22 protein-coding genes are annotated in these 26348 nt (G+C 67.7%); 8 read left to right on the top strand and 14 right to left on the bottom strand.

Annotated features, from left to right (window positions below; genetic code table 11):
* Positions 1 to 24 precede the first annotated feature (24 nt).
* From TX88_RS03650 to TX88_RS03635, 4 genes are all read right to left on the bottom strand, one after another.
* Positions 25 to 672, bottom strand: a complete 648-nt coding sequence (locus TX88_RS03650; RefSeq protein ID WP_044514734.1) for a LuxR C-terminal-related transcriptional regulator — start codon at positions 670 to 672, stop codon at positions 25 to 27.
* A complete protein-coding gene (locus TX88_RS03645; RefSeq protein ID WP_244438471.1) occupies positions 669 to 1961 on the bottom strand; it encodes a sensor histidine kinase in 1293 nt (430 codons plus the stop codon). The genes TX88_RS03650 and TX88_RS03645 overlap by 4 nt, the downstream gene beginning before the upstream one ends.
* Positions 1962 to 2033: 72 nt before the next feature.
* Positions 2034 to 2945 (bottom strand): TIGR03564 family F420-dependent LLM class oxidoreductase, encoded by a 912-nt coding sequence (locus TX88_RS03640; RefSeq protein WP_044514731.1) that lies wholly within the window; start codon positions 2943 to 2945, stop codon positions 2034 to 2036.
* Between the two features lie 381 nt (positions 2946 to 3326).
* Positions 3327 to 4664, bottom strand: coding sequence for an acetyl-CoA C-acetyltransferase (locus TX88_RS03635; RefSeq protein ID WP_409365844.1), 1338 nt, complete (start codon positions 4662 to 4664; stop codon positions 3327 to 3329).
* Positions 4665 to 4737: 73 nt separating this feature from the next.
* Here TX88_RS03635 and TX88_RS03630 point away from each other — a divergent pair, with 73 nt between their 5' ends.
* Together TX88_RS03630 and TX88_RS03625 are read left to right on the top strand one after the other, a co-directional pair.
* A complete protein-coding gene (locus TX88_RS03630; protein ID WP_044514730.1) occupies positions 4738 to 6090 on the top strand; it encodes a 3-oxoacyl-ACP reductase in 1353 nt (450 codons plus the stop codon).
* A gap of 12 nt (positions 6091 to 6102) precedes the next feature.
* On the top strand, positions 6103 to 6921 hold the full coding sequence (locus TX88_RS03625; RefSeq protein WP_044519053.1) for a MaoC/PaaZ C-terminal domain-containing protein: 819 nt from the start codon (positions 6103 to 6105) through the stop codon (positions 6919 to 6921).
* A gap of 69 nt (positions 6922 to 6990) precedes the next feature.
* Here TX88_RS03625 and TX88_RS03620 read toward each other — a convergent pair whose 3' ends face one another.
* Genes TX88_RS03620 through TX88_RS03610 form a run of 3 tightly spaced genes read right to left on the bottom strand, consistent with a single transcriptional unit; the run spans position 6991 to position 12594 of the window.
* Positions 6991 to 10353, bottom strand: a complete 3363-nt coding sequence (locus TX88_RS03620; RefSeq protein ID WP_044514728.1) for an ATP-binding protein — start codon at positions 10351 to 10353, stop codon at positions 6991 to 6993.
* Positions 10346 to 11119, bottom strand: a complete 774-nt coding sequence (locus TX88_RS03615) for a DUF4194 domain-containing protein (protein WP_044514726.1) — start codon at positions 11117 to 11119, stop codon at positions 10346 to 10348. Before TX88_RS03615 ends, TX88_RS03620 begins: the two co-directional genes overlap by 8 nt.
* The gene (locus TX88_RS03610) at positions 11116 to 12594 is read right to left on the bottom strand and encodes a DUF3375 domain-containing protein (protein WP_044514724.1); all 1479 of its coding nucleotides are present in this window, start codon (positions 12592 to 12594) and stop codon (positions 11116 to 11118) included. Before TX88_RS03610 ends, TX88_RS03615 begins: the two co-directional genes overlap by 4 nt.
* A 143-nt stretch (positions 12595 to 12737) precedes the next feature.
* On the opposite strand from TX88_RS03610, the gene TX88_RS03605 reads away from it, so the two are divergent.
* Positions 12738 to 13826: a methyltransferase gene (locus tag TX88_RS03605; RefSeq protein ID WP_044514722.1), complete on the top strand. Its 1089-nt coding sequence runs from the start codon at positions 12738 to 12740 to the stop codon at positions 13824 to 13826.
* Here TX88_RS03605 and TX88_RS03600 read toward each other — a convergent pair.
* From TX88_RS03600 to TX88_RS03575, 6 genes are read right to left on the bottom strand one after another with little or no spacing between them, the layout of a single operon-like run.
* Complete coding sequence (locus tag TX88_RS03600; protein WP_044514721.1) at positions 13823 to 14332, bottom strand: hypothetical protein; 510 nt, start codon at positions 14330 to 14332, stop codon at positions 13823 to 13825. The genes TX88_RS03605 and TX88_RS03600 overlap by 4 nt on opposite strands.
* On the bottom strand, positions 14329 to 16200 hold the full coding sequence (locus tag TX88_RS03595; RefSeq protein WP_044514719.1) for an alpha/beta hydrolase: 1872 nt from the start codon (positions 16198 to 16200) through the stop codon (positions 14329 to 14331). Before TX88_RS03595 ends, TX88_RS03600 begins: the two co-directional genes overlap by 4 nt.
* A 1-nt stretch (position 16201) precedes the next feature.
* Positions 16202 to 16507, bottom strand: a complete 306-nt coding sequence (locus tag TX88_RS03590) for a hypothetical protein (protein ID WP_044514718.1) — start codon at positions 16505 to 16507, stop codon at positions 16202 to 16204.
* A 52-nt stretch (positions 16508 to 16559) separates the two neighbouring features.
* On the bottom strand, positions 16560 to 17180 hold the full coding sequence (locus TX88_RS03585; protein WP_044514716.1) for a TetR/AcrR family transcriptional regulator: 621 nt from the start codon (positions 17178 to 17180) through the stop codon (positions 16560 to 16562).
* A gap of 28 nt (positions 17181 to 17208) precedes the next feature.
* Positions 17209 to 18111 carry a MurR/RpiR family transcriptional regulator gene (locus TX88_RS03580; RefSeq protein ID WP_049925108.1) on the bottom strand — a complete coding sequence of 301 codons (903 nt, stop codon included), beginning with the start codon at positions 18109 to 18111 and terminating at the stop codon, positions 17209 to 17211.
* Between the two features lie 5 nt (positions 18112 to 18116).
* Positions 18117 to 18914, bottom strand: a complete 798-nt coding sequence (locus TX88_RS03575) for a class II glutamine amidotransferase (protein ID WP_044514713.1) — start codon at positions 18912 to 18914, stop codon at positions 18117 to 18119.
* 142 nt (positions 18915 to 19056) lie between these two features.
* On the opposite strand from TX88_RS03575, the gene TX88_RS03570 reads away from it, so the two are divergent.
* The 5 genes from TX88_RS03570 to TX88_RS03550 are packed head-to-tail and all read left to right on the top strand — an operon-like array spanning position 19057 to position 25813.
* On the top strand, positions 19057 to 20376 hold the full coding sequence (locus tag TX88_RS03570; RefSeq protein WP_044514712.1) for a type I glutamate--ammonia ligase: 1320 nt from the start codon (positions 19057 to 19059) through the stop codon (positions 20374 to 20376).
* A gap of 26 nt (positions 20377 to 20402) precedes the next feature.
* Complete coding sequence (locus TX88_RS03565; protein WP_110917883.1) at positions 20403 to 21896, top strand: APC family permease; 1494 nt, start codon at positions 20403 to 20405, stop codon at positions 21894 to 21896.
* Complete coding sequence (locus TX88_RS03560; RefSeq protein ID WP_044514710.1) at positions 21893 to 23188, top strand: aspartate aminotransferase family protein; 1296 nt, start codon at positions 21893 to 21895, stop codon at positions 23186 to 23188. Before TX88_RS03565 ends, TX88_RS03560 begins: the two co-directional genes overlap by 4 nt.
* Positions 23175 to 24359 (top strand): amidohydrolase family protein, encoded by a 1185-nt coding sequence (locus tag TX88_RS03555; protein ID WP_044514708.1) that lies wholly within the window; start codon positions 23175 to 23177, stop codon positions 24357 to 24359. The genes TX88_RS03560 and TX88_RS03555 overlap by 14 nt, the downstream gene beginning before the upstream one ends.
* Complete coding sequence (locus TX88_RS03550; RefSeq protein WP_044514706.1) at positions 24356 to 25813, top strand: aminotransferase class I/II-fold pyridoxal phosphate-dependent enzyme; 1458 nt, start codon at positions 24356 to 24358, stop codon at positions 25811 to 25813. Before TX88_RS03555 ends, TX88_RS03550 begins: the two co-directional genes overlap by 4 nt.
* Before the next feature lie 29 nt (positions 25814 to 25842).
* On the opposite strand, the gene TX88_RS03545 is transcribed toward TX88_RS03550, so the two are convergent.
* Positions 25843 to 26348, bottom strand: a 506-nt coding sequence (locus tag TX88_RS03545; protein WP_044514705.1) for a glycoside hydrolase family 3 N-terminal domain-containing protein, incomplete at its 5' end; no start/stop codon positions are given.

The following is a 26348-nucleotide window of genomic DNA, read 5'->3' as shown; positions in this document are numbered from 1 at the left end:
GATCGGCGACAATCATCCCGGCGCTCAGGAGTTCAGGTAGGTGACGACCGCCAGCACGCGGCGGTGATGCGCGGTCGACGGCGGCAGGTCGAGCTTGGTGAAGATACTGCCGATGTGCTTCTCCACGGCACGCTCGGAGATCGAAAGATGTTCGGCCAGGGCACTGTTCGAGTGCCCCTCGGCCATCAGGGCGAGAACCTCGCGTTCGCGGGGAGTCAACCGGGCCAGCGCATCACCGCTGCGCCGGGTTCCCATCAGCTGGCGCACCACTTCCGGATCCAGCGCGGTACCCCCGGTGGCGACACGCCGCACCGCGGCGTCGAACTCGGCGATGTCGGCCACCCGGTCCTTGAGCAGATAGCCCACCCCTTCTGGGTTCCCGGCCAACAACTCAGCGGCATAACGGGTCTCGACCCACTGCGAGAACACCAGGACACCGACATCCGGATGCGAGCGCCGCAACGAGACCGCCGCGATCAGCCCCTCGTCGGTGAACGTCGGCGGCATGCGGATGTCGATGACGAACACTTCCGGCCGCAGCGTCTCGGCGATCTCCCGGATCCCCTCGGCCGTGCCCACCTTGGCCACAACCTCGTGCCCGCGTTCGACGAGCAACTGGGTCAGGCCGTCACGCAGGATGGCATTGTCCTCGGCGATCGCCAACCGGGTCACCGCTGCGTTCCCGACGGTACGACGGCAGTCACCGTGGTGGGCCCGCCGGCGGGGCCATCGATGTCCAGCCGGCCGTCAACCATCCGCAGCCGATCGGCCAGTCCGGTCAACCCGGAGCCGTTGGCAGGCTCCACCCCACCTGACCCGTTGTCCGCCACGGTGATCCGCAGTTCGTCGGCATCGCTGTGCAGCCGCACTGTGGCCTGGGTGGCACCGGAATGCTTCGATACGTTGGCGAGCAACTCGGCCACACAGAAGTAGGCCAGCGTCTCCACACCCAACGACGGCCGTACGGCGAGATCGTCGACCAGCTCGACGGGGATCGGGTTGCGCGCCACCAGCGTCTGCACTGCCGGCACCAGGCCGAGATCCAATGCGGGCGGCCGGATTCCGCGGACGAGGTCACGTAGTTCGGTCAGCGTGTCCTTGGTGTTCGCCAGCGCATCGGAGACCAGTCGCCGGACCCGGTCGGCCTTGTCGGGGTCGGCCAACTGTTCCTCGGCGCGCGCCAGCGTCATCGCCACCGCGATCAGCCTGGCCTGGGTCCCGTCGTGCAGATCACGCTCGACGCGGCGCAGCGTCGCCGCCGAATCGTCGACGACATCGGCACGGGCCCGCTCCAGTTCGCCGACCCGGCGTTCGCGGTCGTTCGGGGCGAGCAGCGCTTCGGCCAGCCAGACATGGGCACGTCCGATACCGATCATGACCCACGCCAACAGATACAGCGCGAGCAGTCCACCCGCGGACAGCAGTAGGTAGATACCGAGGGAGTCCACGGGTTCGCCGAAGCTGACGATCGATTCTCCGGTGATCGCCCAGATCACCGGAGAGACGACGAGGACCGCCGATATCACGACTCCCAGCACGACCCCGTATCCGAGAGGTGTCATCACGATGCTCTGCAGCAGAAGGAAACCCAGACTGCGCCAGCCGACACCGTCGGTCAGCGCAGCGGCCGCGGTCTGTGGCCAACTGGACAGCCGGGCGAACGGCGCAGGCGGGTCGATGGTGACGCCGACCAGCCGGGCCAACGACCGGTACAGCGCATTCCACCGTCGCCCGGACAGCACGACGAGCGCCAGCAGGGGTATGCCGACCAGGGTGATGAGCAACAACCCGGAAGTCAGGCCGGTCACGAACAGGTAGACCACGCCGACGAGAGCCAGGACGCTCACCAGCAGGAAATAGAGATAGCCACGGCTCGCTGCCGCGGTGAACGGCGTTCTCAGTGTTCGGCGCCGGTCTTCGGGTGCGGAGGTTGAACTGATTACGGTGGTGGTCACGGTCATCATCGTTGCCGGATACGTTGGCACCGGGCGATGGTGCTGTCCGGCCAATTCGGGGTGTGGCTGGCCACACCGTCAGCTGTCGAGTGAACGCAGCAGCGCCCGCGTGCGGGCCCTGGTTTCGGGCGATGCGTCGAACACCACCCCGACGTATTCGTCCACGCCCACCCCGCCGAGCGCCCGAATACGTTCAGCCACGGTGCTTTCGTCGCCGATGATCGCGGCGTCCTCGGGACCGGCGTAGCCCTCCCGGTCGAGCATGGCCCGGTAGGACGGCAGATGCCCGTACATCGCGAACTGTTTGGCGGCCTGGGCCCGGGCCCCGTCGACGTCATCGGTGACGCTGACCGGAAGTGCCGCCACCACCCGGACCGGACGGTCCCCGGCCGCGTCGCGCAGCGTCGGGACAACATGATCGGCCAGCGTGGTCGGACCCGTCATCCAGGTGACGGTGCCCGCGGTGCGACGTCCCGCCAGTTTGAGCAGTTGCGGCCCCAGTGCGGCGATGTACACCTCGGGTGCCGACGCCCCCGGGATCTGCAGTGCGCCCCGAGTGGTCACCGTCTCGCCCGGCGCGTCAGCGGGCTCGCCGTCGAGCAGGGGCTGCAACCCGTCGAGATACTCGCGGAGCCGACGGACCGGCTTGTCCCACGGAATGCCCCACATGCCCTCGGTCACCGCCGCGTGCGTCATGCCGAGGCCGAGCAGGAAGCGGCCCCCGCTGATCAGGCTGAGCGTGAGCGCACGTTGGGCCAGCAGCATCGGGTGTTGATTCTGGATGGGGATGACACCGGTGCCCACCTCGATCCCGGGGACTTCGCGGAACGCGACCGCGAGAACGGTCAGCAGGTCCGGTTCATAGGGCATCTGTGTCATCCAGACCCGCCGGAATCCCTCTTCGTGCAGTTGCGCGAGATTCTCTACGGTGGCGTCGACCGGGGAGCGGCCGCCGGTGTCACTGAGCGAGGCGATGAGGCTGATCTGCATGGCACCACGCTATGCGGAGGGCGGGCCGGATGGGGCCAGAAGAGGCGGTCCTTCAGACAAAAAAGGGCGGGTTCGGGAGGACACTTGGGGGCGTTTCAATTCGTCTCACGCAGCCGGTCTTTCACCCCTGTACCGACTCTTTGGATCAGTCACTCCCGAACCCGTCGTAGGCTCGATCGTACGCCTCGGGTACCCCTCAAACCAGAGAAAAGTACGGCCGAATTTTGCCGAGAATTCGAAGCTAGGTCGCCCCGTGTTGCCGTCGGGTCGGGGGGTCAGACGGCAACACGGAGCTACCCATGTATCGACCTCTATGCCGCAGCCGTTACACATCCCCGAAAGAAACTTTTCGGATGTTTTTCGGCCTGCGGTTTCTGGAGGTCACGCCTCCAAAATCGCTGTGACGCCCTGCCCACCCGCCGCGCAGACGGAGATCAGGCCGCGCACCGGCTTGCCTGTTTCCTTCTTCTTCTCGGCCAGCTGCTTGGCCAGCTGCGCGACGATCCGGCCGCCGGTGGCCGCGAACGGATGACCCGCGGCCAGCGAGGAACCGTTGACGTTGAGCTTGGTGCGGTCGATGCTGCCCAGCGCCTTGTCCAGGCCGAGGCGCTCCTTGCAGTACTCGTCGGAATCCCAGGCCGCCAGCGTGGCCAGCACCACCGAGGCGAACGCCTCGTGGATCTCGTAGAAATCGAAGTCCTGCAGGGTCAGCCCGTTGCGGGCGAGCAGCCGGGGCACCGCATACGTCGGCGCCATCAGCAGGCCGTCGGGCCCGTTGACGTAATCCACCGCCGCGGTTTCGCCGTCGACGAAGTAGGCCAACGGTTCGTGTCCATGCGCCTGGGCCCAGTCCTCACTCGACAACAACGCCACCGAGGCGCCGTCGGTTAGCGGGGTCGAGTTGCCCGCGGTCATGGTCGCGTCACCGGCCTTGACGCCGAACACCGGCTTGAGCTTGGCCAGCTTCTCCACCGACGAATCAGCCCGCAGATTGTTGTCCCGGTACAGCCCGAGGAACGGGGTTACCAGGTCGTCGAAGAAGCCCCGGTCGTAGGCGGCGGCCATGTTGCGGTGGCTGGCGGCGGCCAGTTCGTCCTGGTCGACGCGCTTGATGCCCATCTTCTTGGCGGTCACCGCGGCGTGCTCGCCCATCGACATCCCGGTGCGCGGCTCGCTGTTGACCGGGATCTCCACGCCCAGGGCGGCCGGCAGCTTGCCGACCAGCTTGAGCCGGTCCAGGTTGGACTTCGCCCGGCGCAGGCCCAGCAGGACCTGCCGCAGGTCGTTGCCGAACGCGATCGGGGCGTCCGATGCCGTGTCCACACCACCGGTGGCCGCGGATTCGTATTGTCCCAGCGCAATGGCGTTGGCAGCGACGATCGCGGACTGCAGGCCGGTGCCGCAGGCCTGCTGAAGGTCGAAGGCCGGGGTGTACGGCGACAACGAGCTGCCCAGCACGCATTCGCGCATCAGATTGAAGTCGCGGCTGTGCTTGAGCACCGCGCCGCCGATCACCGCACCGAGCTGCTCACCGGCCAGATCGAAACGCTCGATCAGTCCGTCCAGAGCGGCGGTGAACATGTCCTGGTTGGAGGCGTTGGCATAGGCGCCGTCGGACCGCGCGAACGGAATCCTGTTGCCACCCAAAACGGCAACGCGTCGCCGGGTCGTGTTGTTGGCCATCTGTTTGCCCTCCACTGTCGGGTTGTCCGGGGCCATATTACCCACTGTTCTTACTCTGGAGTAAGTTCGGTGTGGACAACGCAGTACTGCGAAGCGAAAGGCAGCTGAAGTGGCTTCCGACCTGTTCTCCCAAGTGGTCAACTCCGGGCCGGGATCGTTCCTGGCCAAGCAGCTGGGCGTGCCGCAGCCCGAAACGTTGCGCCGCTATCGCCCCGGACAGCCGCCGCTGGCCGGCTCTCTGCTGATCGGCGGTGAGGGCCGCGTCGTGGAGCCCCTGCGCGCAGCGCTGGCCGGTGACTACGACGTGGTGTCCAACAACATCGGCGGCCGCTGGGCCGATTCGTTCGGCGGCGTGGTGCTCGACGCCACCGGCATCGCCGACGCCGCCGGCCTCAAGGAGCTCTACCAGTTCTTCACCCCGGTGCTGCGCAACCTCGCGTCGTGCGCCCGCGTGGTCGTCATCGGCACCACCCCGGATCAGGCCGGCAGTGTCAACGCCCAGATCGCGCAGCGCGCCCTCGAGGGCTTCACCCGCTCACTGGGCAAGGAACTGCAGCGCGGCGCCACGGCGTCGCTGGTGTACCTGGCCGCCGACGCCAAGCCCGCCGTCACCGGCCTGGAGTCCACCCTGCGCTTCATCCTCTCCGCCAAGTCGGCCTACGTCGACGGACAGGTGTACCGCGTGGGCGCCGCCGACTCGACCCCGCCGGCCGATTGGGACAAGCCGCTGGCCGGCAAGGTCGCCGTGGTGACGGGTGCGGCCCGCGGCATCGGTGCAACCATCGCCGAGGTGTTCGCGCGGGACGGCGCCACCGTGGTCGCGGTGGACGTACCCCAGGCCGCTGAAGATCTGGGCAAGGTCGCCGAGAAGGTCGGCGGCAGCGCGCTGACGCTGGACGTCACCTCAGAAGATGCAGTCGACGCCATAATCGCCCACGTCACCGCACAGCACGGCGGCAAGGTCGACGTGCTGGTCAACAACGCCGGCATCACCCGCGACAAGCTGCTCGCCAACATGGACGAGAGCCGCTGGGATTCCGTGATCGCGGTGAATCTTCTTGCCCCGCAGCGACTCACCGAGGGCCTGGTTGCCAGCGGCACGCTCGGCGAGGGCGGCCGGGTGATCGGGTTGTCCTCGATGGCGGGCATCGCCGGTAACCGCGGGCAGACCAACTACGCCGCCACCAAGGCCGGCATGATCGGGCTGACCGATGCGCTGGCACCGGTGCTGGGCGAGAAGGGCATCACGATCAACGCCGTGGCCCCCGGCTTCATCGAGACCAAGATGACCGACGCCATCCCGCTGGCCACCCGTGAGGTCGGCCGCCGGCTGAACTCGCTGTTCCAGGGCGGGAAGCCGGTGGATGTGGCCGAACTGATCGCCTACTTCGCGAGCCCCGCGTCGAATGCGGTCACCGGCAACACCATCCGCGTCTGCGGCCAGGCCATGTTGGGGGCGTGACCGGTGAACAACATGCTGCGCGCCGTCGTCGGCGCCCTGCCGTTCATCCCGCGCGACGAGACCCTGCCGGCCCGCACCGTCACGGTCGACAACCTGCCCATCGACCCGGCCAACGTTGCCGCCTATGCGCAGGTGACCGGGCTGCGGTTCAGCGACACCCTGCCGCTGACCTACCCGTTCGCGCTGACCTTCCCGACGGTGATGTCACTGGTCACCGGATTCGATTTCCCGTTCGCCGCAATGGGTTCGGTGCACATCGAAAACCACATCACCCAGTACAAGCCGATCAAGGTGACCGACGCCGTCAGCGCGGCCGTGCATGCGGAGAACCTGCGTGAACACCGCAAGGGCCTGCTGGTCGACATCGTCACCGAACTCAAGGTCGGCAACGACACCGCCTGGCACCAGGTGACGACGTTCCTGCACCAGCAGCGGACCAGCCTGTCCGGTGAGCCCAAGCCGGAACCGCAGAAGCAGCCGAAGCTGCCGCCGCCCAACGCGGTTCTGAACATCACCGCGGGCCAGATCCGGAACTACGCGTCGATCGGCGGGGACCACAACCCGATCCACACCAACGCGATCGCCGCCAAGCTGTTCGGCTTCCCGACCGTCATCGCACACGGGATGTTCAGTGCGGCAGCGGTGCTGGCGAACATCGAGGGACAGCTCCCCGATGCGGTCAAGTACTCGGTGCGGTTCGCCAAGCCCGTGGTGCTGCCTGCCAAGGCCGGGCTCTACGTCGAGCGCGACGCCGACGGCTGGGAGTTGACCCTGCGGAACCTCTCGAAGGGCTACCCGCACCTGACCGCAACGGTCAGCCCGCTGCGGTAAGCCTTCGAGTGTGCGTACAGATCGCGTTTCGTCGAGAAATCGCGATCTGTACGCACACTCGGCGAAAACTCAGGCGCTGGGAACCGCGTCCCCCGAAGCCTTTCGCAGATCGGCGAACTCGGAGATCGACGCCGAGGTGACCGACGCGACGGGCCGGGCATTGGGTGCCGACGCGTCGGACTTGGACACCATCACCACGTTGTCGATGTAGGGCTGGATCGTCGTGCTGTTCTGCACGGTCGACACGATCACCAACTGGAAACCGAACTTGCGGAACGCCGACAGTGCCTGCTGGGCGAACTGCGGATCCGACTTGGAGAACGCCTCGTCCAGCATCAGCTGGGCGAACAACGGCCGGGTGTCATTGCTGTCCGGGCTGGCCAGGTTGAAGCTGAGCGCTCCGGCCAGGCAGAACGCCATGAGCTTCTCCTGCTCACCACCGGAGTTGTCACCGGAATTGCTGTAGGTCCGGATCACCTCGCCGGTCTCGGCGTCGCGTTCCTCGCAGTACAGCACGAACCGGTTGCGCACATCCAGCGCATCGCGGGTCCACTGCCGGTCCTCGGGTGTGTTGCCGGCCAACAACTTCCGCAGCTGCAGGATGTCGGTGTACTGATCGAACATCGCGGTCTCGTCGCCGAAGCTCACCAGCGACACCCGCGAGGAGATGCGCTGGGCCTTCTCGTTGAGTTCGTCGACCGCCGCCAGATGCCGGGTACCGGCGTGCAGGGTCAGCCGGGTGCCGCGGTTGAACTCCACCGCGCCCAGGCCCGTGTTGACGCGGGCGATCTGCTCGGTGATCCGTCGCGCCTCGTTGTCGGCGATCATGTGCAGGTTCAGGATCGCGCCCGGCGCCTGTTCGGTGATCAGCCGCTGCATGCGCTCGTAGGCGTCGGGCAGCTCCCGCTCGTCGATCCGACGGCACAACGCCACGTAGTCGTGCACCCGCTCGTCGAACACGTCGCTGTCGTTGGGGATCGCGTCGGGGAACGAGCTGTCGTAGGCAGCCATGATGCCGGCCAACTCGTCGTGCGAACGGTTGCGGTCCGCCCGCAGCCGGTCCCGCTCGCGGCTGATGACGCGGGTCAGTTCGCTTCGGTACGGCTCGGATTCGAGCAACTCGAGGGTCAGGGCGATATCGGCGGCATAGCCGTCGATCGTGTCGCGGGCGTGCGACGGGAACTCGCTGGACCCGAGCCGCTCGGTGAGGACCTCACTCAACTCCAGCAGTGCGGTCCGCCTGCGGTCCAGCGTGGTCTCGCGTTCGTTGAGCGAGCCGATCTGCTGGATGACCTTCTCGACGCGCTCCCAGCATTCGTCGGCCCGCTGTTGCAGCCGTTCGGCGTCGGGGTTGTCGGAGACCAGCAGATCGTGTTCGTCCTGCAGCCGCTCGAGCATCTCGTCGACCGAATCGGTGTCGATGTCGCTCCACTGCATGAACTGATCGCACAACGCCCGGCAGGCCCGCTCGCGGGATTGCAGCTGGCCGCGGTGCTCGTCGAGCCGCTCACGCGCGGTGCGCGCCACCTGGTACACATCCTGTGCGGCGGTCAGATCATCCTGCAGCGCTTCGACTTTGGCTGCGGTGCCGCCGAGGAAGATGTAGTCCGATGGCCGCAGCCTCGACCGGTCGTCCTTGATCGAGAGCCGGCCGCTGTCCTTGCGCAGGCCCTGGTCGGTGACCGCGCGGGACTGCTCGGTGAACTCCTCCGGTCCGTCGACGCACACGTAGTCACCGACGCCGGCGACCACGTTGAGCGCCTCGACGGCACTGTCGTGCGTCGGATCGGCGAGCTGGAGCTTGGTGGCCAATGTGCCGGGAGGCGGGGTCCGCAACTGCGAACCGTGCTGGACATGCTGCAACTGGATCCGGCCGCGCATGTCGTTCTCGTTGACGAAACGCAGTGCCCGTTCCATGTAGGCATCGGGGACCAGCAAGCGTAATCCAGCGCCGCGCAACACCTTTTCGACGGCCAGGCGCCACCGCGACTCGTCGGGCTTGAGCTCCATCAGCTCGGCCACGTACACCAGATCACGCTCGGAGATGTCGAGGGCACGGGCGATGCGCGCCCGCATCTCGTACTCGGTCCTCGGCAGCGGAGAGCCCAGCCGCTGCACCCGTTCCAGCTCCGCTTCCACGCTCTCACGCGCCTCACGGGCCCGGACTTCCTTCGCCGAGGCCTCGACGTAGGGCTGGTTGCCGGTGAACAGTTCCCGGTGCAGCCGGTCGGCTTCCTCCATCAAAGTCTCACGCAGCGACCAGAATTCCTCGCCGTTGTCCGGCGGCGTCAACCCGAGCGAGGTGACCTTGTCTTCGTAGCCGCCGCGTCGGCGGGACACTTCCTCGCTGATGCGCTCGGCCTCGGTCAGGCGTTGCTGTAGCGGCACCAGATCGACAGTGACGGTGTTGATCTGCGCCATGAGCGAGTTGTGTTCGTTCTTGAACTGGCGCTGCTGGGAGCCGAACTCATCACGCTGGGCGCCGAGCTGCGTGATCTGATCGTCGAGATTGGCGATCTCCGGACCGGCCTGGGCCAGCCGCACGTGGTCGACGTAATCGCGGATCATCGCGTTGTCGATGGTGTCGATCACCCCGAACTTGGCCGCCTCCTCGGCGTACCGCGCCTGGACCGCGGCGATGTTGCCGAGGGTATTGCGCTTGCGCCGGGCCACGTCGAGCAGGCCGCGTGCCTCGACCAGCGGGTTGATCTGCTCGAGGGCCTCCTCCACGCCACTGAGGCTGGCGGGCTCGTCGAGCATGAACTCCCGCACGAACTGCTCAAGGCCGCCAACGCTCTTCAGCGACTTGGCCTTGCCGAGCAGCTGTTGGGCGGCCTCGGAGGCGCGGATGCCGATGCTGGAGTACAGCTGCGCCAGGTACTGGCTCTCACTGCGACCACCGGTCCAGCCGTCGTCGCGGAACACCGCGGCGTCGTAGCCGTTGGAGGCCCACCGGTTGCACAGACCGAAGATGTCGCGGTCGTCGTCGACCAGGTAGTAGCGGCTGCCCGGGTCCGAGGTCTTCTCCGCGGCCAGCCATTTGAGCACCAGCCCGGTGACCGAGCGACCGGTGCGGTCGCTGTAGGTGACCGCGACGGCCGACCAGGCCGGCCCGGTCCCGCGCAGATACATGATCTGGCGGCTGGTGCCCTCGCGTCGCTCACCCCAGGCACCGCGGACGTACTTGTCGACCGTGCGCTTGCCGGTGCCCGCGCCCGCGGCGGTGGTGTCGCCGGAGGCGTTGAAGTTGCGGCGGTGTGAAGGCAGGAAGGCCAGCGAAATCGCATCCAGCAGTGAGGATTTACCGCTGCCCGAGGATCCGGTGATCAGCGTGCCGTGCCGGCTGAAGGGGATCGAGTGGTACCCGTCGAACACGCCCCAGTTGATGACCTGCAGGCGCGACAGAGAGAACTGATTGGTCGGTTCAGCCATGAGCGTCCACTTCGTCCTCGAGCCGTTCGGCTGCGTCGGTGTCGTCGGAATCGTCGACCGTGCCGTTGGCAGCCCGCTTGAGCTGCTCGAACTGCTGCTGCAGTTCGGTGATCATCGAGGCCGTCATGATGGCGTTGACCACCGGGCTGATGGTGAAGCTGTCCTCGTCCTCCCGGTTGCGGGCGAGCATCTCGATGTCGGTGAGCCGCTCGATCGCGTTGTCGATCCGCTTGTCGAACGAGGCGGTGTCGCGGTCGGTGTCGTTGTTGACCCCGGCGAACAGCTCGTGGATCTCGTCACGGCTGATCAACACATTCTCGTCGCGCGCCGCCGCACGCATGAGCTTGGCCAGGTGCAGCGCCAGGATCGAGTCGTAGGTGTTGAGGGTCTCGCGTCGCAGCAACCGGCGCCGCCACTGCGATTCGTAGTCGGCCTGCTCGACGTAGGCGATGTCGTGATCGTCCGAGATGCACAGCCGCATATCGAGTTCCGACAGCCGCACGGTGAGTTCGGTGCGGTACCGGGTCACCCACGACCACAGCTCGGAGTGGTTGTCCTTGCTGACGTAACGACGCGAGAGCAGGTGCTGCAGTGCCCAGCAGGCCCGGTCGGGCAGTTCGCTGACATCGCCGTCGAAGCGGGGCGCGCGGCGCTGGTCGGTGGACCGTTCGACGGAGTCGATGCTCGGCAGGGCGTCGAAATCGATCGCCGAATCTGAGACCGGCACTGCATCTGGGTCGCGCGACGTGTCCGGGGTGTCGGTCATAGGATGCTCTCGCTGGCAGTAGGGATCGGCTCGGTGAAAACCAGTCGGGGGATCTCGATTTCGCGGTCGGCGCCCTCAAGGGACCGGAACCGGACTTGGACCGATTGCGCGGATTCGGCTGCTGACTGATGCTGCTTGAGCGCCCAGGACCACAGCACGATCACGTGTCCGAGGTAGGCCGAGTCCAGCATGCCGATCGCGTCGGGCAGCGACAACGGCCCGGTCGCCACCGCGCCGTTGACCAGCTCGGCCAGTTCCGCGGCGTCCACCTGCGAGGCCAAGGCCGAGAACGCCGACAGATTCACCTCGCCCTCCGACGACTCGGCCTGGGACGGCGGGATGGCGTCACGGATCTTGAACGCCACGGCGCCAATCGAATTGAAGTCCGTCCGGACCAACGGCACCTCGATCCCGATGCGGCTGTCGGCGAGCGAGACGCTGAGCAGTTCGTGCGCACTGGCCAGTGCGTCGTTGAGCTGACGGGTGACGCCGCGGCTCTGCTCGAGCGTGCCGGAGGCGACGAAGCGCTTGATCCGGCGGGCGCAGCGCTGCCTGGTCCGGCCCACCTCGGCCGTCTGCGCCGAGACCAGGCTGAAGAACCCCGTCATCACCGCACGCAGGTCCGGATCCAGATGCGGCAGCTGACGGGTCACCATCTCGATGTCGCTCACCAGCGCGGCCCGCTGCTCTGGATCCTGGATCATCCGGGTGAAGGCGGTGTAGGACGCGCTCTCGCGGGAGGCGAACAGCGACTCGTAGTCGTCGAACAACTGGCGCTGACGTTCGCGGTAGCCGAGATCGGTGTCGGCGGAGGCATCCAGCAGCCGGGTGGTGATGCGGTTGAGCATGCTGCCGTACTGCCCGATGTCCGAGACGATCTGCTCCATCTGCAACGCGATGGCACGGGCCTCGTCCTCGACGTCGACCAGGTCGGGTTCGGGGCGCTGCCCTTGGTCCAGGGCATCCAATTCGTCTCGCAGCTTGGCGATCTCGGCTTCGATGTCGGCGCGGATGCGCTCGGGATCGTTGCTGACCTGCCCGGCCACCCGCCGCAGCCCCGCGGCGATGCCCGTGATCGAGCCGCCGGTGGCGATGGTGTCCTCACGGCGCATGCGGCGCGCGAAATCCAGCACGGCCCGCGCCTCGTAGGTGAGGTAGCAGACGTTGCGTTCGGTGTCGCCGGACTGCTCGGTGATCCGGTGCAGCCAGCCCTGGCTGGCCCAGTACTTGATCAGGGCCAGGCCCGACTGTTCGGTTTCGGAACCGAGGTCGGCCAGGTCGCGTTCGAGCCGGATCACCAGCTCCATCTCGGTGAGCTTGGCCCCGCGGTCCAGGTGCCGTTCCATCAGCGTGACGTAGGTGGCCAGGTTGTTCGTCACCAGCAGCCGCGCCGAGCGCGAGTCGGCGACCTCGCGGTTGAGCTGGTAGAGCTGGTCCAGCGACCCATGGCCGGGGACAGCGGCGGCATCAGGCATGACCGGCCCCTCGTTTCGCGTTGGACATCGGGACCACTTTAGGCGGCTGACGGGACAGGGTCCGACTCCAGTTCGGTTTGCTGTTGGCCGCCAGACCGGCCATTGTGACCGACACCGCAGCCCACCTGCCCTAGAGTCATCCGGTGACTCCCGCCAAGGTGCCGCCCGCCGGATTGGTCCGCGCGGCCGAACGCGTCCGCCATCACCTGCGTCGCCTGCATCAGCGGGCGGTCCCGCCGCCCGCAGCGATGCTGGAGATGATCCTCGGCGCGTGGGTCGCCCAGGGCATCGCCGCCGCCGCACAGCTCGGGGTCGCCGACGCGCTGGCCGACGGCCCACTGCGCGCCGAGGAGCTGGCGCGCCGGGTCGAGGCCAACCCCGACACCACGGACCGGCTGATGCGGGCGCTGGTCAGCGAGGGCGTCTTCCGCCGCACCCGCGACGGCCGCTACGAGCTGAACGCGCTGGGCGACACGTTGCGCAAGGATGCCCCGGTCTCCATCGCGGGGATGGCGAAATTCGTCGGCTCGCCGCAGCATCGCGAGCACTGGAGCCATCTCGCCGACGCGGTCCGCACCGGCGAGGCGGTCATCCCCAAGCTGCGCGGCAAAGGGGCGTTCGACTACATGGGCTCCGAGCCTGAACTGGGCGCGATCTTCAACGACGCCATGACCAGCATCTCCGAGCTGGCCATCGCCCCCGTGGTGGCCGCCTATGACTTCACCCGGTTCGGCACCATCGCCGATGTCGGCGGCGGGCACGGCCGGCTGCTGGCCGCGGTCCTGACCGCCACCCCGGCCGCCCGTGGGGTGCTCTACGACCTGCCCCAGGTGGTCGACGGGGCACCGGCGATGTTGGGCAAGTACGGAGTGGCCGATCGGGTTCAGGTGGTTCCCGGGTCCTTCTTCGACAGTGTCCCCGGGGGCGCCGACGCCTACCTGCTGAAGAACATCATTCACGACTGGCCCGACGACGAAGCGTCGAAGATCCTCCGCAATGTGCGGGCGGCGGCCGCGCCGGGCACCACCCTGCTGCTGATCGAAGGGGTGATCCCCGACCACGACCGGGAATTCCTGGGCAAGTGGACCGACATGGAGATGCTGATCGGCATCGCCGCTCGCGAACGCACCGCGGCCGATTACCGAAAGCTCTACGAGCAGGTCGGATTCCGGCTCACCCGCGTGGTGGAGACGGCGTCACCGTTCAGCCTCGTGGAGGGTGTGGCGGTCTAGTCGTCGTTCGCACACGGCGAGGTGGCGGCCACATTGAGTCCGTAGACACCGCCCGCCGTGGTTTCGGCCTTGACCGAGACGATGTACCCGCGGCCGTCCTCATAGGCCTTGTTGTTCGGCGGTTCTGGTTCCGGCCGGGTCCACGGGATGGGTGCAAAACCTTCGTTGACCAGGGTTTCGATGCGTTTGAGCGCCGACTCGACGAGTTCGGGTGCCGGATCGACGATCCACGCGTTGCGGTACACCCGCCACGGCGGGCCGTCCGGCATCATCCCGGCATTCGTCCGGCAGCCGTGCAGGGCCGCGTGCGCGGGATCGGGATCGATGGGCTTGCCCACGATCATCGACACATAACCGGCCACCACCCGGGCGGCCTCGGTGACGGTCAAGGTGGTGGGTTGCATCGTCGCCTCATCGTCGGTGGGTGGCCGGTCTTTGTGGAGGAATCCGCACGCACTGGTGAACATCAGGCCCAGTGCCACAAAAAGCGTTGTGAGTAGCCTCATTTGACCTGCACTTTGGGGCCGGCTTCGGGATGATCCGTCACCCGCGGATTTTCCCACGGATGTTGCCGCCGTTCGTAGGATCCGGCATCATCCCAGGGCAGTTCGGGGATCTTGGGTGCCGCGCCGGCCCGTGCCTGGTCACTGGCTTCGGCCTGGAAGTTCCCGTCATCACCGACGTTGATGTCCACGTAGTTGGTCTCGATCCCACGCTCCACATAGCCGGTGGCCTCGCCACCGTTGATGACCGCGACCATGTTGTGGAACGCATCGGAATCGGGGTCGTTCCAGTACTCGCCGTGCGCGTTCTGTCCCACGATCACCTCTCCGTGGTGCGGGCCCTCCCGCCCGTAGTACCCGGTGTCCAGACGGGTGACGCCGGGAATCTTGTCGGGGTCGGTTGCCGAGGGCAAACCGCCCAGCGGGTTGCCGAGCTGCCCGTCGACGGTGTGTGGAATCCAATCCGGCAGGCCGATCGATCCGTTGTCGACGAGGTCGCGCGGCAGGGACTGAACCAGCGCGATCGGGTCACCGGGCGCGGTCATCGAATAACGCTGCACGTTCGGGTTCGGATTGGTGTACTCCCCGGTGAGGATGCCGGTGCCCGCCGACGACGCGTGCAGGACGCGGTCGGCCCGCAGCCCCATCTGTTCGGCGGTCCCGACGATGGCACCACCGTAGGAATGCCCGATGTAGGTGACCGGCGTGCCGGGCGCTCCCGCACCCACCGCACGGTCGATCTCATGACCGAAGGACACCAGCTTGGGCGCCATCGACGCGGCGTAGGACGGGTCCGACGCCTTGCCGAGATCCTGGGGGAAGTCGTCGCCCATATAGAGGAAGATCGGGGATCCGGTTTGTCGTGCCAGCTCCACCGCCGCATTGTGGTTCGAGGCGCTGCCGTTCAGGTTGGTGCTGGTACCGGGGACCACCACGCCGACACCCTTGATGCCGGGCTTGATGTCGCCGATCATCTCGATCATCCGGCCGTTGCCCTCGGTCGAGAACCCGACGAACTTGCGCGGCACCATCGTGCCGCTGCCGGGTGGAAATTCGATCGGGGTGAGCATCGCCTGCAACTGCTTGACCCGGGCGTCATCGGGGGGTTGCTTCTTCAGCTCCGCGTCGAGTGCATTGCGGATGTTGATGTTGTTGGCTTCGATCCTGGTGTCGAACGGCACACCGTCGGTGTTGCCCATCGCCTGTGGGTCGGCGAGCACCATCTCGTGCAGGGTTTCCGGGCTCAGACCCGCGAGGAACGCGGCCCGCTCGTCGGGCGTCATGCCGGCCAGCCGGTCGACCAATGCCTTGGGGCTGTTCGGATCCGGCGACTGCTTGGGATCCGGGGTGCTGAGCGCCGCTACCGCATCGCGCACTTGCTGGCCGACCTTGTTGTCTGTGGTCTCGAACTGCGCCAGCATCGACTTCAGGTCCAACGAGGCGTTCGCCGCCATCGCCTGCAGCATCAGCCGATTGACGGGACTCAACCGGGCGAAGAAGTCGAGTGCGCTGCCCGGGCGGATCGACACCGTGCCGTCGTCGGCGACCTGCCATCCCTGCCCTTCGAGCCTCTCGACGGTTCCGAGGATGCGGCTGCGTTGTTGCATCAGTTCGCCGCCACCGTCCTGCAGGGCGGAACTCAACGCGGTCAGGCTCTGATGGAGCCGTTGCATCCTTTCCAATGTCGCTGTGGCGCTTGCGATCGCGGCATCGGCCGATGTGCCCGTCCAGCCGGCACGCAGCTTGTCGATGATGGCTCGTTGCTGATCCATCTGGGTCGACAGCGTGGAGGCGCGGCTGCTGACGTCGGCGCCGCCTTGCACGAGTGCCTCAGGATTGGACGACTCCACCTGAGAGATCGCCACCGGCATGTCAACCCGCTGGCTGTGCTGACTTCAGCCGGCGTGCGGACTCGTCGTCGGCGGTCTGGTACGAACGGGCGGCGGTGTTCAGATTGTCGGCATGTGCGCCGACCTCGGTGCCGATTGCCTGGACCGAGCTGTCCACGACCGTGGCGGCCTGGCCACACGCCGCACCGCTCTGCAGGCCCGGCATGGCCGCTGCGGCTGCGGTCAACAGCTGCCCGACCGCCAGTCCGGTGATGACCCCGCCCACCGCGGTCTCGGCGGCGGCGGCCGACTGCAATTCGGCCGGAGCAACTTTCAGCACGGAACCCACACAGGGAGCCTAACGCCGGGCAGAGGTTCGCCCAGACACCAATTTTCCGAGGCTAACCGGCGACCGGGTGGCTTCCGGCGTCCGACGGCGTGCCCTTCAGACCGCGCCAGAACAGATTGATCATCAACTCGGCAGCCTCGTTGACGTCGGCGTCCCCCGTGCTGACCCGGCTGGCGATCGCCTCGCCGGCACCCACCAGTGCGACCGCCATCATCTCGAAGTCGCTGTCGGGCTGAGGGTTACGGGTTCCCGTGCTGAGCAGTCTGGCCACCAGGTCGATGATGCGGTCGCGGCCCTCGCGGACGGTGTGGGCAAATGCCTGCGAGCTGGTGGCCTGGGTGTAGAGCACCATCCACGAGGCCCGGTTGGAATCGATGTAGGTCAGGAACGCGAGCACGGCGCTGCGCAGCAGGTCCTTGGGGCTCTGGGTGAAGTCGATCTCCCCACGAACCACATCCACGAACCGGGTCAGCTCCCGGTTCAGGCAGGCCCCGAACAGCTCCTCCTTGGAGCCGTAATAGAGGTATAGCATCGGCTTGGAGATCTCGGCCTCCGCGGCGATCGCGTCCATCGAGGTCTCGTGGTAACCGTTGACCGAGAAAATCTGCACCGCAGCATCGAGCATCTGCTGTTCGCGCACGGCCCGCGGCAGCCGCTTGGTTCCACCTGCCATCCGAACAGAATAAGCGTCCGGTTGACGGTCAGGGCAGCAGCTCAGCGCGCCGTTGTTCCTCCCACAGCGCCATCCTGGTCCGGGCGGGCTCCCCGACCGCGTCCATCACCAGCGGGATGAGGAGTTCGGTGAGCAGAAATCCGGCCGCCATGCTCTGGTACGTCGTGCCCACGGTGCTCGACGCGGCCAGCACGACCTCGGCGTCCGGCGCCACCGGGCAGGCCAGGTCGTCGGTGATGAGCAGCACGGTGGCCCCGGCCCGATGCACCCGGTGGGCCAGGTCGGCCGCACTGCGCTGATAGCGGTGGTAATCGAACAGCACCACCACGTCGCTGCGGGACAGTTCCAGCAGGGCGCCGAGATCGCTGCCGGTGGGGTCGCCGAGCACTCGCACCCCGGGTCGTAGTTGTTCCAGATGCGCGGCCAGATGCAGGGCCAACAGCTGAGAGAAGCGGCCGCCGTGCAGATACACGGTCCGGTTGGTGTCGGACAACAGCGCGACGGCGGCCTCGAGGGCTGATTCGGGGAGCATCGACAGCGTCTGTTCGGCCTGGTCGTTCTGCGCACGTCCCTGCTTCAGCAGCCGATCGAGCAGGCCACCGGCCGGCGGCGCGTCCGGCAGTCGGGTGATCGGCCCGCTCGATCGGGTCGACAGCTCGGCACGCAGCGTGACCTGAAGGTCGGCGAAACCGTCGTAGCCCAGAGACTGCGCGAACCGCAGCACGGTCGGCGGGCTGACCTCGGCGCGCTCGGCGAGTCTGGCCGCACTCGCCAACCCGGCGCTCGGATAGTCGGCGAGCAGTGCCCGCCCGACCCGGCGTTCGGCCTTGCTCAATGTCGGCAGGGCCGCAGTGGTGCGCGCCTCCACCGTCGGCGCACCCCCCGCGGCTGCTGCGGCGGGCGTCGGTTCCGGGCGCGATGCGGGGGCCACGACGGTCAATCTGCCATGACCGGCACCGACGTGATCGACAAGTCACTCATCGAGATCGCGGTGACACTTTCGGGCGGCAGGGCCTGCCAGTCCAGATCGCCGAACCCTGTCGACCCGACGACGAGGGTGCCGTCGGCCGGACGGGCCCAGCGCAAGGCGAAATAGTCCTCGAGGTGCTCGGTCGGCAGGTCGGCGGCGGTGATCTCCTCGACATCCTCGTCCGGCAGATAGCTGTGGGCATGCGCGTGCACCGCGATCAGCTGTCCCTCGCCGAGTACGAGCGCGTTGAGGCTGGCCTCCGGATACAACGGCCGCAGTTGCGCCACCGCCCGGCGGACCGCTTCCGCCAGATCCGGTGCTGTGCGACGGTGCTGACGGATGATGCCGAAATAACGTTCGCTGTCCGTGGTGCCGCGCAGCGACGCGGCGACGTCCGGATCCAACAACTCGTCGAGCGGCCCGGCGGGCTTGATGGAACCGTTGTGCGCCATGGCAATTCCGTCGGCGACGAACGGGTGCGAGTTCCGCGGCTCGACCGCAAGACCGTTGGTGGCCCAGCGCAGGTGCACCACGCTGGCCGCGGCGGCCGGCCCGGCCATCGCCGCGGCGAATGCCGGGTCGTCGAGCGCGCTGCCGGGTGACACCTCGACGCTCGGAGCCTGTCCGACCCGCTCGGTCCGGGCGACACCCCAGCCGTCGCCGTGCACCTTGGTCAGGGCCACGAAGTCTTTCAGGACGTGCGCCCCGACCGCGTCGGAGACAGATATCGGCTGCGCTGACACCACGCCGAGCAGTCGGCACATGGGTTCCACCCCTTCGTCCCCGGACCTCAGTCGGACCCTCGGTCCCCAAAATCTAACAAATCAATCGTAGATCGACGATATTAAAGATTCTGAAACATTTATGACATAGCGTACGCGGAGAGTGAGCACCTCAGGAGGACTTATGCCGGCATCCATCACGTCACGCACCGAGGAACTGCGCGCCCGGGGTGTCGAGATCGTGGCTGGATCACTGACCGATCTCGCCGGCGTGACCCGCGCCAAATATGTTCCACTGCAGCGCCTTTCCGCGTTCGAGAAGTCCGGGATGGGCGTGTCGCCGTCGTGGAGCGTGTTCTGTGTGGACAGCGGCATCGCCTTCACCCCCGACATCGGCGTGGTGGGCGACCTGCGGATCCGCATCGACCCGGCCGACCTGCGGGTGATCGACAACGGCGTGGCCTGGGCCCCCGCCGGCCTGTACGACCAGCACGGCAACCCCGCCCCGCTGTGCACCCGGTCGCTGCTGGCCGGCATCGAACACGGTGCGGCAGACCGCGGCTTGAACGTGTTGGCCGGAGCGGAGCTCGAGTTCACCCTGCTCTCGGCCGACGGTGACCACGCCAGCGCCGGCCCCTGGTCGCCGTACGGCATGCGGACATCACTCGACCGCTCCGCTTTCCTGGTCGATCTCGCGGTCGCTGCCGAACAGGCCGGGCTCGACGTGGAACAACTGCACACCGAGTACGGCCACGACCAGGTTGAGGTGTCGCTGGCTCCGGCCAGGCCGGTGGCCGTGGCCGACAGTGTCATCCTGGCGCGGATCGTGATCGGCCGGGTGGCCGCCCGGCACGGGCTGAAGGTCTCCTTCTCACCGGTCCCGTTCGAGGGCGAGGCCGGCAACGGTGCACACCTGCACCTGTCGCTGGGCGATGCCGACGGGCCGCTGCTGTCGGGCGGCGAGGGTCCGCACGGCCTGCGCGAGGCCGGGCAGTCCGCGATCGCCGGAGTCCTGGACGGCCTGCCGGACCTGCTCGGGATATACGCCGGCTCGACACTTTCGGCGGCCCGCCTCAAGCCCGGGAACTGGGCCGGTGCCACCAAGTGCTGGGGCCTGGAGAATCGCGAGGCCGCGGTGCGGTTCGTCGCGGCGACACCGGGAAATCCGCACGGCGCCAACGTCGAACTGAAGATCATCGACCCCAGCGCCAACCCGTACCTGGCCGCCGCGGCGCTACTCGGTAGCGCGTTGCGTGGCATCGACAAGACCCTGCCGTTGCCGGTCGAGGTGACCGACGATCCCGCCGCCGGTGCATCCCAACCGCTGCCGACCGATCACCGCGAGGTGATCGAGACGCTGGAATCCTCTTCGCTGGCAGCAGATCTGCTGACCCCGGCCATCGTCGAAGGCCTCTCGGCCGTGCGGCGCCACGAGCTCACCACCTACGGCGACCGCCCGCTCGCCGAGACCTGCCAGGCACTGCGCCTGGCTTGGAGTTGCTGACCCGCTCATCCCCGAAGGGAGCATCGATGACAACCAGTGCCACTGCCGACCCCGATCAACTACCCCACCGCCGCCTACCGTTCTGGGTGGCGCTGGCGTTGTCGGTCGCGACGGTCGGTCCCACCCTGGCGATGTCCGGGAACGGTCAGGGTCTGATCGGCACTGTGGGCAAGGCCCTCCCCCTGGTGTTCCTGATCGGCCTGGTCGGCGTGTCGCTGGTCGGCTACAGCTTCGTCCGGCTCACCCGCCACCTCAACCATGCCGGCTCGGCCTACGCGCTGGTCGGCGGCACCGTCGGTCCACGCGCCGGGTTCTTCTCCGGCTTCGCGATGCTCGGCGCCTACGTCGGGTTCTCGATCGGAACCCTGGCCCTGACAGCGGCTTTCACCAATGCGTTCATCGCGCAGCTGCAACCGGGTAACGACAACCCCTACCAGGTGCCGTGGCTGGTCATCGTGGTGATCGGCGCGGTCATCTCGTTCGCACTGGCGGGCCGTGACATCCGGGTGCTGGCCAAGATCCTGCTCGGCATCGAAGGCATCGGCAGCGTCGCGATGATCGTGCTGGTCATCGCGATCTTCGCGCAGGGCGGTGCTCCGAGCACAGGATTCGACTTCAGCGTCTTCTCCTTCTCCGGCAGTGGTGTATCGCCGTCGGCGGTTCTCAGCGGTGTGGTCGCCGCCTTCCTGTCCTGGGCCGGATTCGAGGCTTGTGCGTCGATGGGCGAGGAGACCGACAACCCCGGCCGCAACATTCCGCGGGCACTGGGCGGGACCCTGGTCCTCACCGGCGTGCTGTTCGTCGTCGTCATGTTCGCCCAGGTCATCGGCTTCGGCACCGACGAGGCCGGCCTGGCGGCGTTCCAGGGCTCGGGAAATACATTGGGAGACCTGGGAAGCAGCTACATCGGCCAGTGGTTCTCGCTGCTCATCATCTTCACCGCGACCGTCGCCGCGTTCGGCTGCCACATGGCGACCGCGGCGACGTCTGGCCGCATGCTGTTCGCCTTCGGCCGTGACGGCTTCGGCCCGAAGTCGTTGGCACACATCCACGAAGCCACCGGTGGTCCGCGTCGGGCCACCTGGCTCGTGGTCGGACTGGCCCTGGTGGTCGACGTGATCTGCGGCCTGCTCGACTGGCCGGACATGGGTACCGGCAACGATGCGATCGACACGTACTTCCTGTTCGCGGTGGCGGGTTCGGTCTGCCTGATGGTGTGTTACCTGCTGGTCGAGATCGCCGCGGCGTGGTTCGTCGGTGCACCCAGGTTCGTCGGGGTGCACGGCGGCCAGGGCAAGGTGCTCGGACTCGCGTTGCCGCTGCTGGGCGCCGTGGTGATCGCCGTGGTCCTGTGGTTCAACGTCAAGGACGCCGAAACCTGGACCGCCGCGCCATTGTTGGGGCTGTACTGGTGTGCCGTCGGGCTGGTGATAGCGCTGGCCGCATCGGGTATCGCGAAACGGGTGGGTGAATCACTGACCGCCGAGCTGGCGCTGACACCTCCGGTGGAGGTCGGGTGAGCACGCTCTACGCCCGCGACGAAGCGGCCATCGCCGGGATCGAGAAGCTGCGGTTCTTCCCGCTGGAGGTGGTCTCCGGCCACGGCTGCACACTGGTCACGCCCGATGGCCGGGAACTGCTCGACCTGTCGGCCACGTGGACGGCATCCGGTCTCGGGCACGGACATCCCGCGGTCGCCGAGGCGGTCAGCCGGGCCGTGCGCAGCGCACCCGGTGCCGGCGGCCTGTCGGCGGTGCACCCCGACTCGGTGGGGTTGGCCGAGGACCTGCTCGGCCTCGTCCCCGGATCCGGTGAGCGGCGCGTCTACCTCGGCCATGCCGGCTCCGACGCCAACGACGTCGCGTTGCGCGCCTGCCGCCATGCCACCGGGCGGCGGACCGTGCTGGCATTCGAGCACAGCTACCACGGTGGCGTCGGTATCGCGATGGGCGTCTCGGGCGTCCACGTCGACGCCGGCGTCACACCGGACCCCGACGTGGCTTTTCTGCCCTACCCCAACCCTTTCCGCCCCTCGGCCGATGATGTCGCCGCCGACGTCGCGGCCTGTCTGACGCTGGCCGATCATCACCTGGCGACGGGCGCGATCGCGTGTCTGATCGTCGAACCGATCCTGTCCGACGGCGGCCTCGTGGTCCCGCCCGACGGCTTCCTGGCCGAGCTGCATGCCCTGTGCCGGCGCCACGCCGTGCCGATGATCTGCGACGAGGTCAAGATGGGCCTGGGCCGGCCGGGCACGCTGCACGCGTTCGAGCACGACGGGGTGGTGCCCGACATCGTCACGTTCGGCAAGGTGCTGGGCGGAGGCCTGCCGCTGTCGGCGGCGGTCGGACCGGCTGAACTGCTCGACGAACCGGCCGCCTCGGCACTGCTGACCACCGCGGGCAATCCGGTCTGCACCGCGGCCGGCCGGGCAGTGCTGGCGACCATCACGGGCGAGCAGCTACCCGAGCGGGCCGCCAAAGTCGGTGCGGTTCTCCAGGATGCGCTGCGCACTCTCGACTCCGAGCTGATCGGTGACGTGCGGGGCCGCGGCCTGGCGATCGGCGTGGAACTGGTCGACCCGGCGACCGGCGAACCCGATTCCCGACTCGCGGCGCAGGTGAGTTACCGGGCCTGGGAACTCGGTGCGGTGGTGTACTACGTCGGCGGCAACGTTCTGGAGATCACCCCGCCACTCGTTCTCTCCGAAGACGAGGCGCACCGCGCCGCCGAGATCCTCGGCGCGGCGATCGCCGACACCGCCGCGGGGAAGGTCGATGCCGAGGAGGTTGCGCGCTATGCCGGATGGTGACATCGCCGGCCCGATGATCGACGTGTTCGACGGGGTCCACGATGCGGTGCCCGACGCACTCGCCGAGCACCTGCGCCACATCCGGTTGATCGACCACCACGTGCACGGAACGTTCCACAAGCCCGTCGACCGGGCCGGCTTCGAGGCGTCGATCAACGAAGGGTCCACCGACCCGATACCCGATTTCATGACGCAGTTCGACTCACCGCTGGGCCTGTCGATCCGGCGTTGGTGCGCACCGGTTCTCGGGCTGCCCGCCCATGCCGGCGCCGACGACTACTGGAAGCGGCGCAGCGAGCTCACCCCTGACGAGCTGGCAGAACTCATGCTGCCGCAGGCCGGGGTCGACCGCTGGATCGTCGACACCGGATTCCAGGGCGATCTCATCACCACCCCGCAGCGGCTCACCGAACTCAGCGGCCGTCCGTCCTCTGAAATCCTGCGGCTGGAGCAGCTGGCCCAGAACCTCCTTGAGTCCGGTACCAGCCCCGAGGCGTTTCCCGAGGTGTTCCGGTCCGCGCTCGCCGAAGCGGTTGCCTCGCCGGAGATCGTGGGCACCAAGACGATTGCGGCCTATCGCACGTCGTTCGACATCGACTGGTCGCGCCCCACCGATCAGCTGGTGATCGAGCATGCCCGGGAACTGGCCGCGCGGGATTCGCAGCGGGTGGACAGTCCGGTGCTGATCGCGTTCGGGGTACACGAGGCCGCCGACCACGGGCTGCCCATCCAGGTGCACGTCGGGTTCGGCGACCGTGACCTCGATCTGCACCGCACCGACCCGATGCTGTTGCTGCCGCTGCTGCGCGCGATGGCGCCGGTCCCGGTGCTGCTGCTGCACTGCTACCCGTTCCACCGCCAGGCCGGTTACCTGGCCCAGGCCTTCGACCACGTGAATTTCGATGTCGGCCTTGCGATCAACTACCTCGGGGCACGCTCGAACGCCGTGGTCGCCGAGGCACTCGAAACCGCGCCGTTCGCCAAACAGCTGTACTCCTCGGATGCCTTCGGCCCACCCGAATTGCACCTGCTGGGCTCGGTGTTGTGGCGCCGCACCATGGGACTCACGCTGGGCGAGTGGGTGCGGACCGGGGACTGCGGCGAGGCCGATGCCATCCGGATCGTCGACATGATCGGCGTGCACAACGCCAACCGGGTCTACGCGCTGTGAACCATGACGCCGCACCGCTTCTCGAAGCGCTGCGCACGTTCGTCGAACGCGACCAGGCGCCGCTGTACAGCCCTGGCCACAAGGGCGGGCGCACACTCGACCCCTGGTTCCGGGACCACATCGCAGCCGTCGACCTCAACAACCTGCCCGACACGGACACCCTGCACTGTCCCGAAGGGCCGATCCTCGCCGCCGAACAGCTGATCGCCGATGCCTGGGGCGTCGGGCAGAGCTTCATCCTGGTGCAGGGATCGACCAGCGGGAACATCGCCGTGGCGCTCTCGGCGCTGCGTCCGGGTGAACCCGTGCTGGTTCAGCGCAACGCGCACAAGTCCGTGCTCGCCGGCCTCGTGCAGGTCGGTGCGCGCCCGGTCTGGCTGGAACCCCGCTGGGATCCACGGTTCGGGATCGCGCACGGGCTGGATGCCGACGTGGTCGAAAAGGCCTTGGCCACAAGTCAGGCCAAGGCGTTGTGGGCGCTGCACCCGACGTACTACGGCACCACCGCCGACATCGCGGCGCTGGCCGATGTGTGCCGCCTGGCCGGGGCCCGGTTACTGGTCGACGGCGCGCACTCCCCACATTTCGCGTTCCATCCCGACCTGCCCGTGCCTGCCGAGCGGGCCGGAGCGGTGGCCACCGTGCAATCGGTGCACAAGGTCCTGTCGGGCCTGAGCCAGGCCGCCGTCCTGCACATCGACCCGGCCGCGCTGGACCCGGTGACGGTGCGCCGGTCGCTGCAGCTGATCCAGACCACGAGCCCGCATTTCGCGATCATGGCCTCGATCGACCTGGCCCGCCGCCAGATGATGTGCGGGGGGACCGAATTGCTCGGCGCCGCATTGGACCGCGCCCGCCGGGTAGCGGCCAGGTTGGAGAACATCCGGGGCCTGCGGGTGTTGCGACCGGCGGACGCCACCGGAACCGGGACCGGGTTCCATCAGCTCGACGAGACCAAGCTGCTGATCGGTACCCGTGACCTGGCGGCCGATGCCCGTGACATCGTCGAGCGCCTCAACCGGGTGCACGGCGTGCAGCCCGAACTCAGCGGCGCCGGACATGTGCTGTGTATCAGCACCATCGGCAACACCGACACCGACATGGACCGCCTCGCCGAGGGATTCGCCGAAGTCGCCGCCTGGGCCGGAGATGCGAGCGCGGGCCCGGGCGGTGACGACGACACCCTGATCGCCGACCTGATCGCGCATCGCGCCGAGACCGTGCTGACCCCGAGGGAAGCGTTCTTCGCCGACACCGAGACGGTGCCACTGGCCCATGCCACCGACCGCGTCGCCGCCGAGGCCATCACGCCCTACCCGCCGGGCGTCCCGTTGGTCATGCCCGGCGAACGGCTCACCGACGACGTCATCACGCTGCTGCGCGCGCTACGCGGGGCGGGCAATCCGATCAGTGCGTCGGATCCGACCCTCGAGGTCGTCACCGTCGTGCGGTAACCGGCACCAGCAGTGCTGGTCTGTGCGGCTCAGCCGCAGTGCACCCCGCCCTTGGCGTCGGCATTGCGCTGCACCGCGGCATCCACGGCGGCCTGGTTCAGCTGACCGTCGGCCAGTGCCTTCTCCAGGCCGTCCAGGACCGCGGGCACCTCGTCGGTGGTGATCCACAGCGCGTTGTCGGCCCCGGCCTGCAACGCCTTGAGTACCGCTGCCGCCACGCCATAGCGCTGGTTGATCGCCGCCATGCTCGACAGGTCGTCGGTGTAGATGACGCCGTTGAAGGCGGGTCCGCCGTAGTTGCCCGAGCGCAACAGGTCATACGCCGCGGGGCTGAGGCTTGCCGGATCCGATCCGGTCAGGCCGGGCACCTCCAGGTGTCCGACCATCACGGCGACCGGAGGCTGCGTGGTCAAGGTCCGGTAGGGCACGAGGTCGTTGTTCTGCAGCTCGGCCAGCGGCGGCGTGGTGACGGCGCCCGCGGTGTGCGAGTCGCCCGAGCCGTGGCCGTGGCCCGGGAAGTGCTTGAGCACCGGCA

This window comes from Mycolicibacterium septicum DSM 44393, from assembly GCF_000455325.1.
In the GTDB taxonomy this organism is placed as follows: Bacteria; Actinomycetota; Actinomycetes; order Mycobacteriales; family Mycobacteriaceae; genus Mycobacterium; species Mycobacterium septicum.
This window is presented reverse-complemented; position numbering and strand designations above follow the sequence as displayed.

Excerpts from the sequence above, each read along its gene's own strand:
- TX88_RS03610 (WP_044514724.1), bottom strand. The coding sequence starts at position 12,594 with ATGCCTGATGCCGCCGCTGTCCCCGGCCATGGGTCGCTGGACCAGCTC.
- TX88_RS03555 (WP_044514708.1), top strand. The coding sequence starts at position 23,175 with ATGCCGGATGGTGACATCGCCGGCCCGATGATCGACGTGTTCGACGGG.
- TX88_RS03565 (WP_110917883.1), top strand. The coding sequence starts at position 20,403 with ATGACAACCAGTGCCACTGCCGACCCCGATCAACTACCCCACCGCCGC.
- TX88_RS03635 (WP_409365844.1), bottom strand. The coding sequence starts at position 4,664 with ATGGCCCCGGACAACCCGACAGTGGAGGGCAAACAGATGGCCAACAAC.
- TX88_RS03625 (WP_044519053.1), top strand. The coding sequence starts at position 6,103 with ATGCTGCGCGCCGTCGTCGGCGCCCTGCCGTTCATCCCGCGCGACGAG.
- TX88_RS03620 (WP_044514728.1), bottom strand. The coding sequence starts at position 10,353 with ATGGCTGAACCGACCAATCAGTTCTCTCTGTCGCGCCTGCAGGTCATC.
- TX88_RS03640 (WP_044514731.1), bottom strand. The coding sequence starts at position 2,945 with ATGCAGATCAGCCTCATCGCCTCGCTCAGTGACACCGGCGGCCGCTCC.
- TX88_RS03575 (WP_044514713.1), bottom strand. The coding sequence starts at position 18,914 with ATGTGCCGACTGCTCGGCGTGGTGTCAGCGCAGCCGATATCTGTCTCC.
- TX88_RS03570 (WP_044514712.1), top strand. The coding sequence starts at position 19,057 with ATGCCGGCATCCATCACGTCACGCACCGAGGAACTGCGCGCCCGGGGT.
- TX88_RS03615 (WP_044514726.1), bottom strand. The coding sequence starts at position 11,119 with ATGACCGACACCCCGGACACGTCGCGCGACCCAGATGCAGTGCCGGTC.
- TX88_RS03645 (WP_244438471.1), bottom strand. The coding sequence starts at position 1,961 with ATGACCGTGACCACCACCGTAATCAGTTCAACCTCCGCACCCGAAGAC.
- TX88_RS03595 (WP_044514719.1), bottom strand. The coding sequence starts at position 16,200 with ATGCCGGTGGCGATCTCTCAGGTGGAGTCGTCCAATCCTGAGGCACTC.
- TX88_RS03585 (WP_044514716.1), bottom strand. The coding sequence starts at position 17,180 with ATGGCAGGTGGAACCAAGCGGCTGCCGCGGGCCGTGCGCGAACAGCAG.
- TX88_RS03600 (WP_044514721.1), bottom strand. The coding sequence starts at position 14,332 with ATGAGGCTACTCACAACGCTTTTTGTGGCACTGGGCCTGATGTTCACC.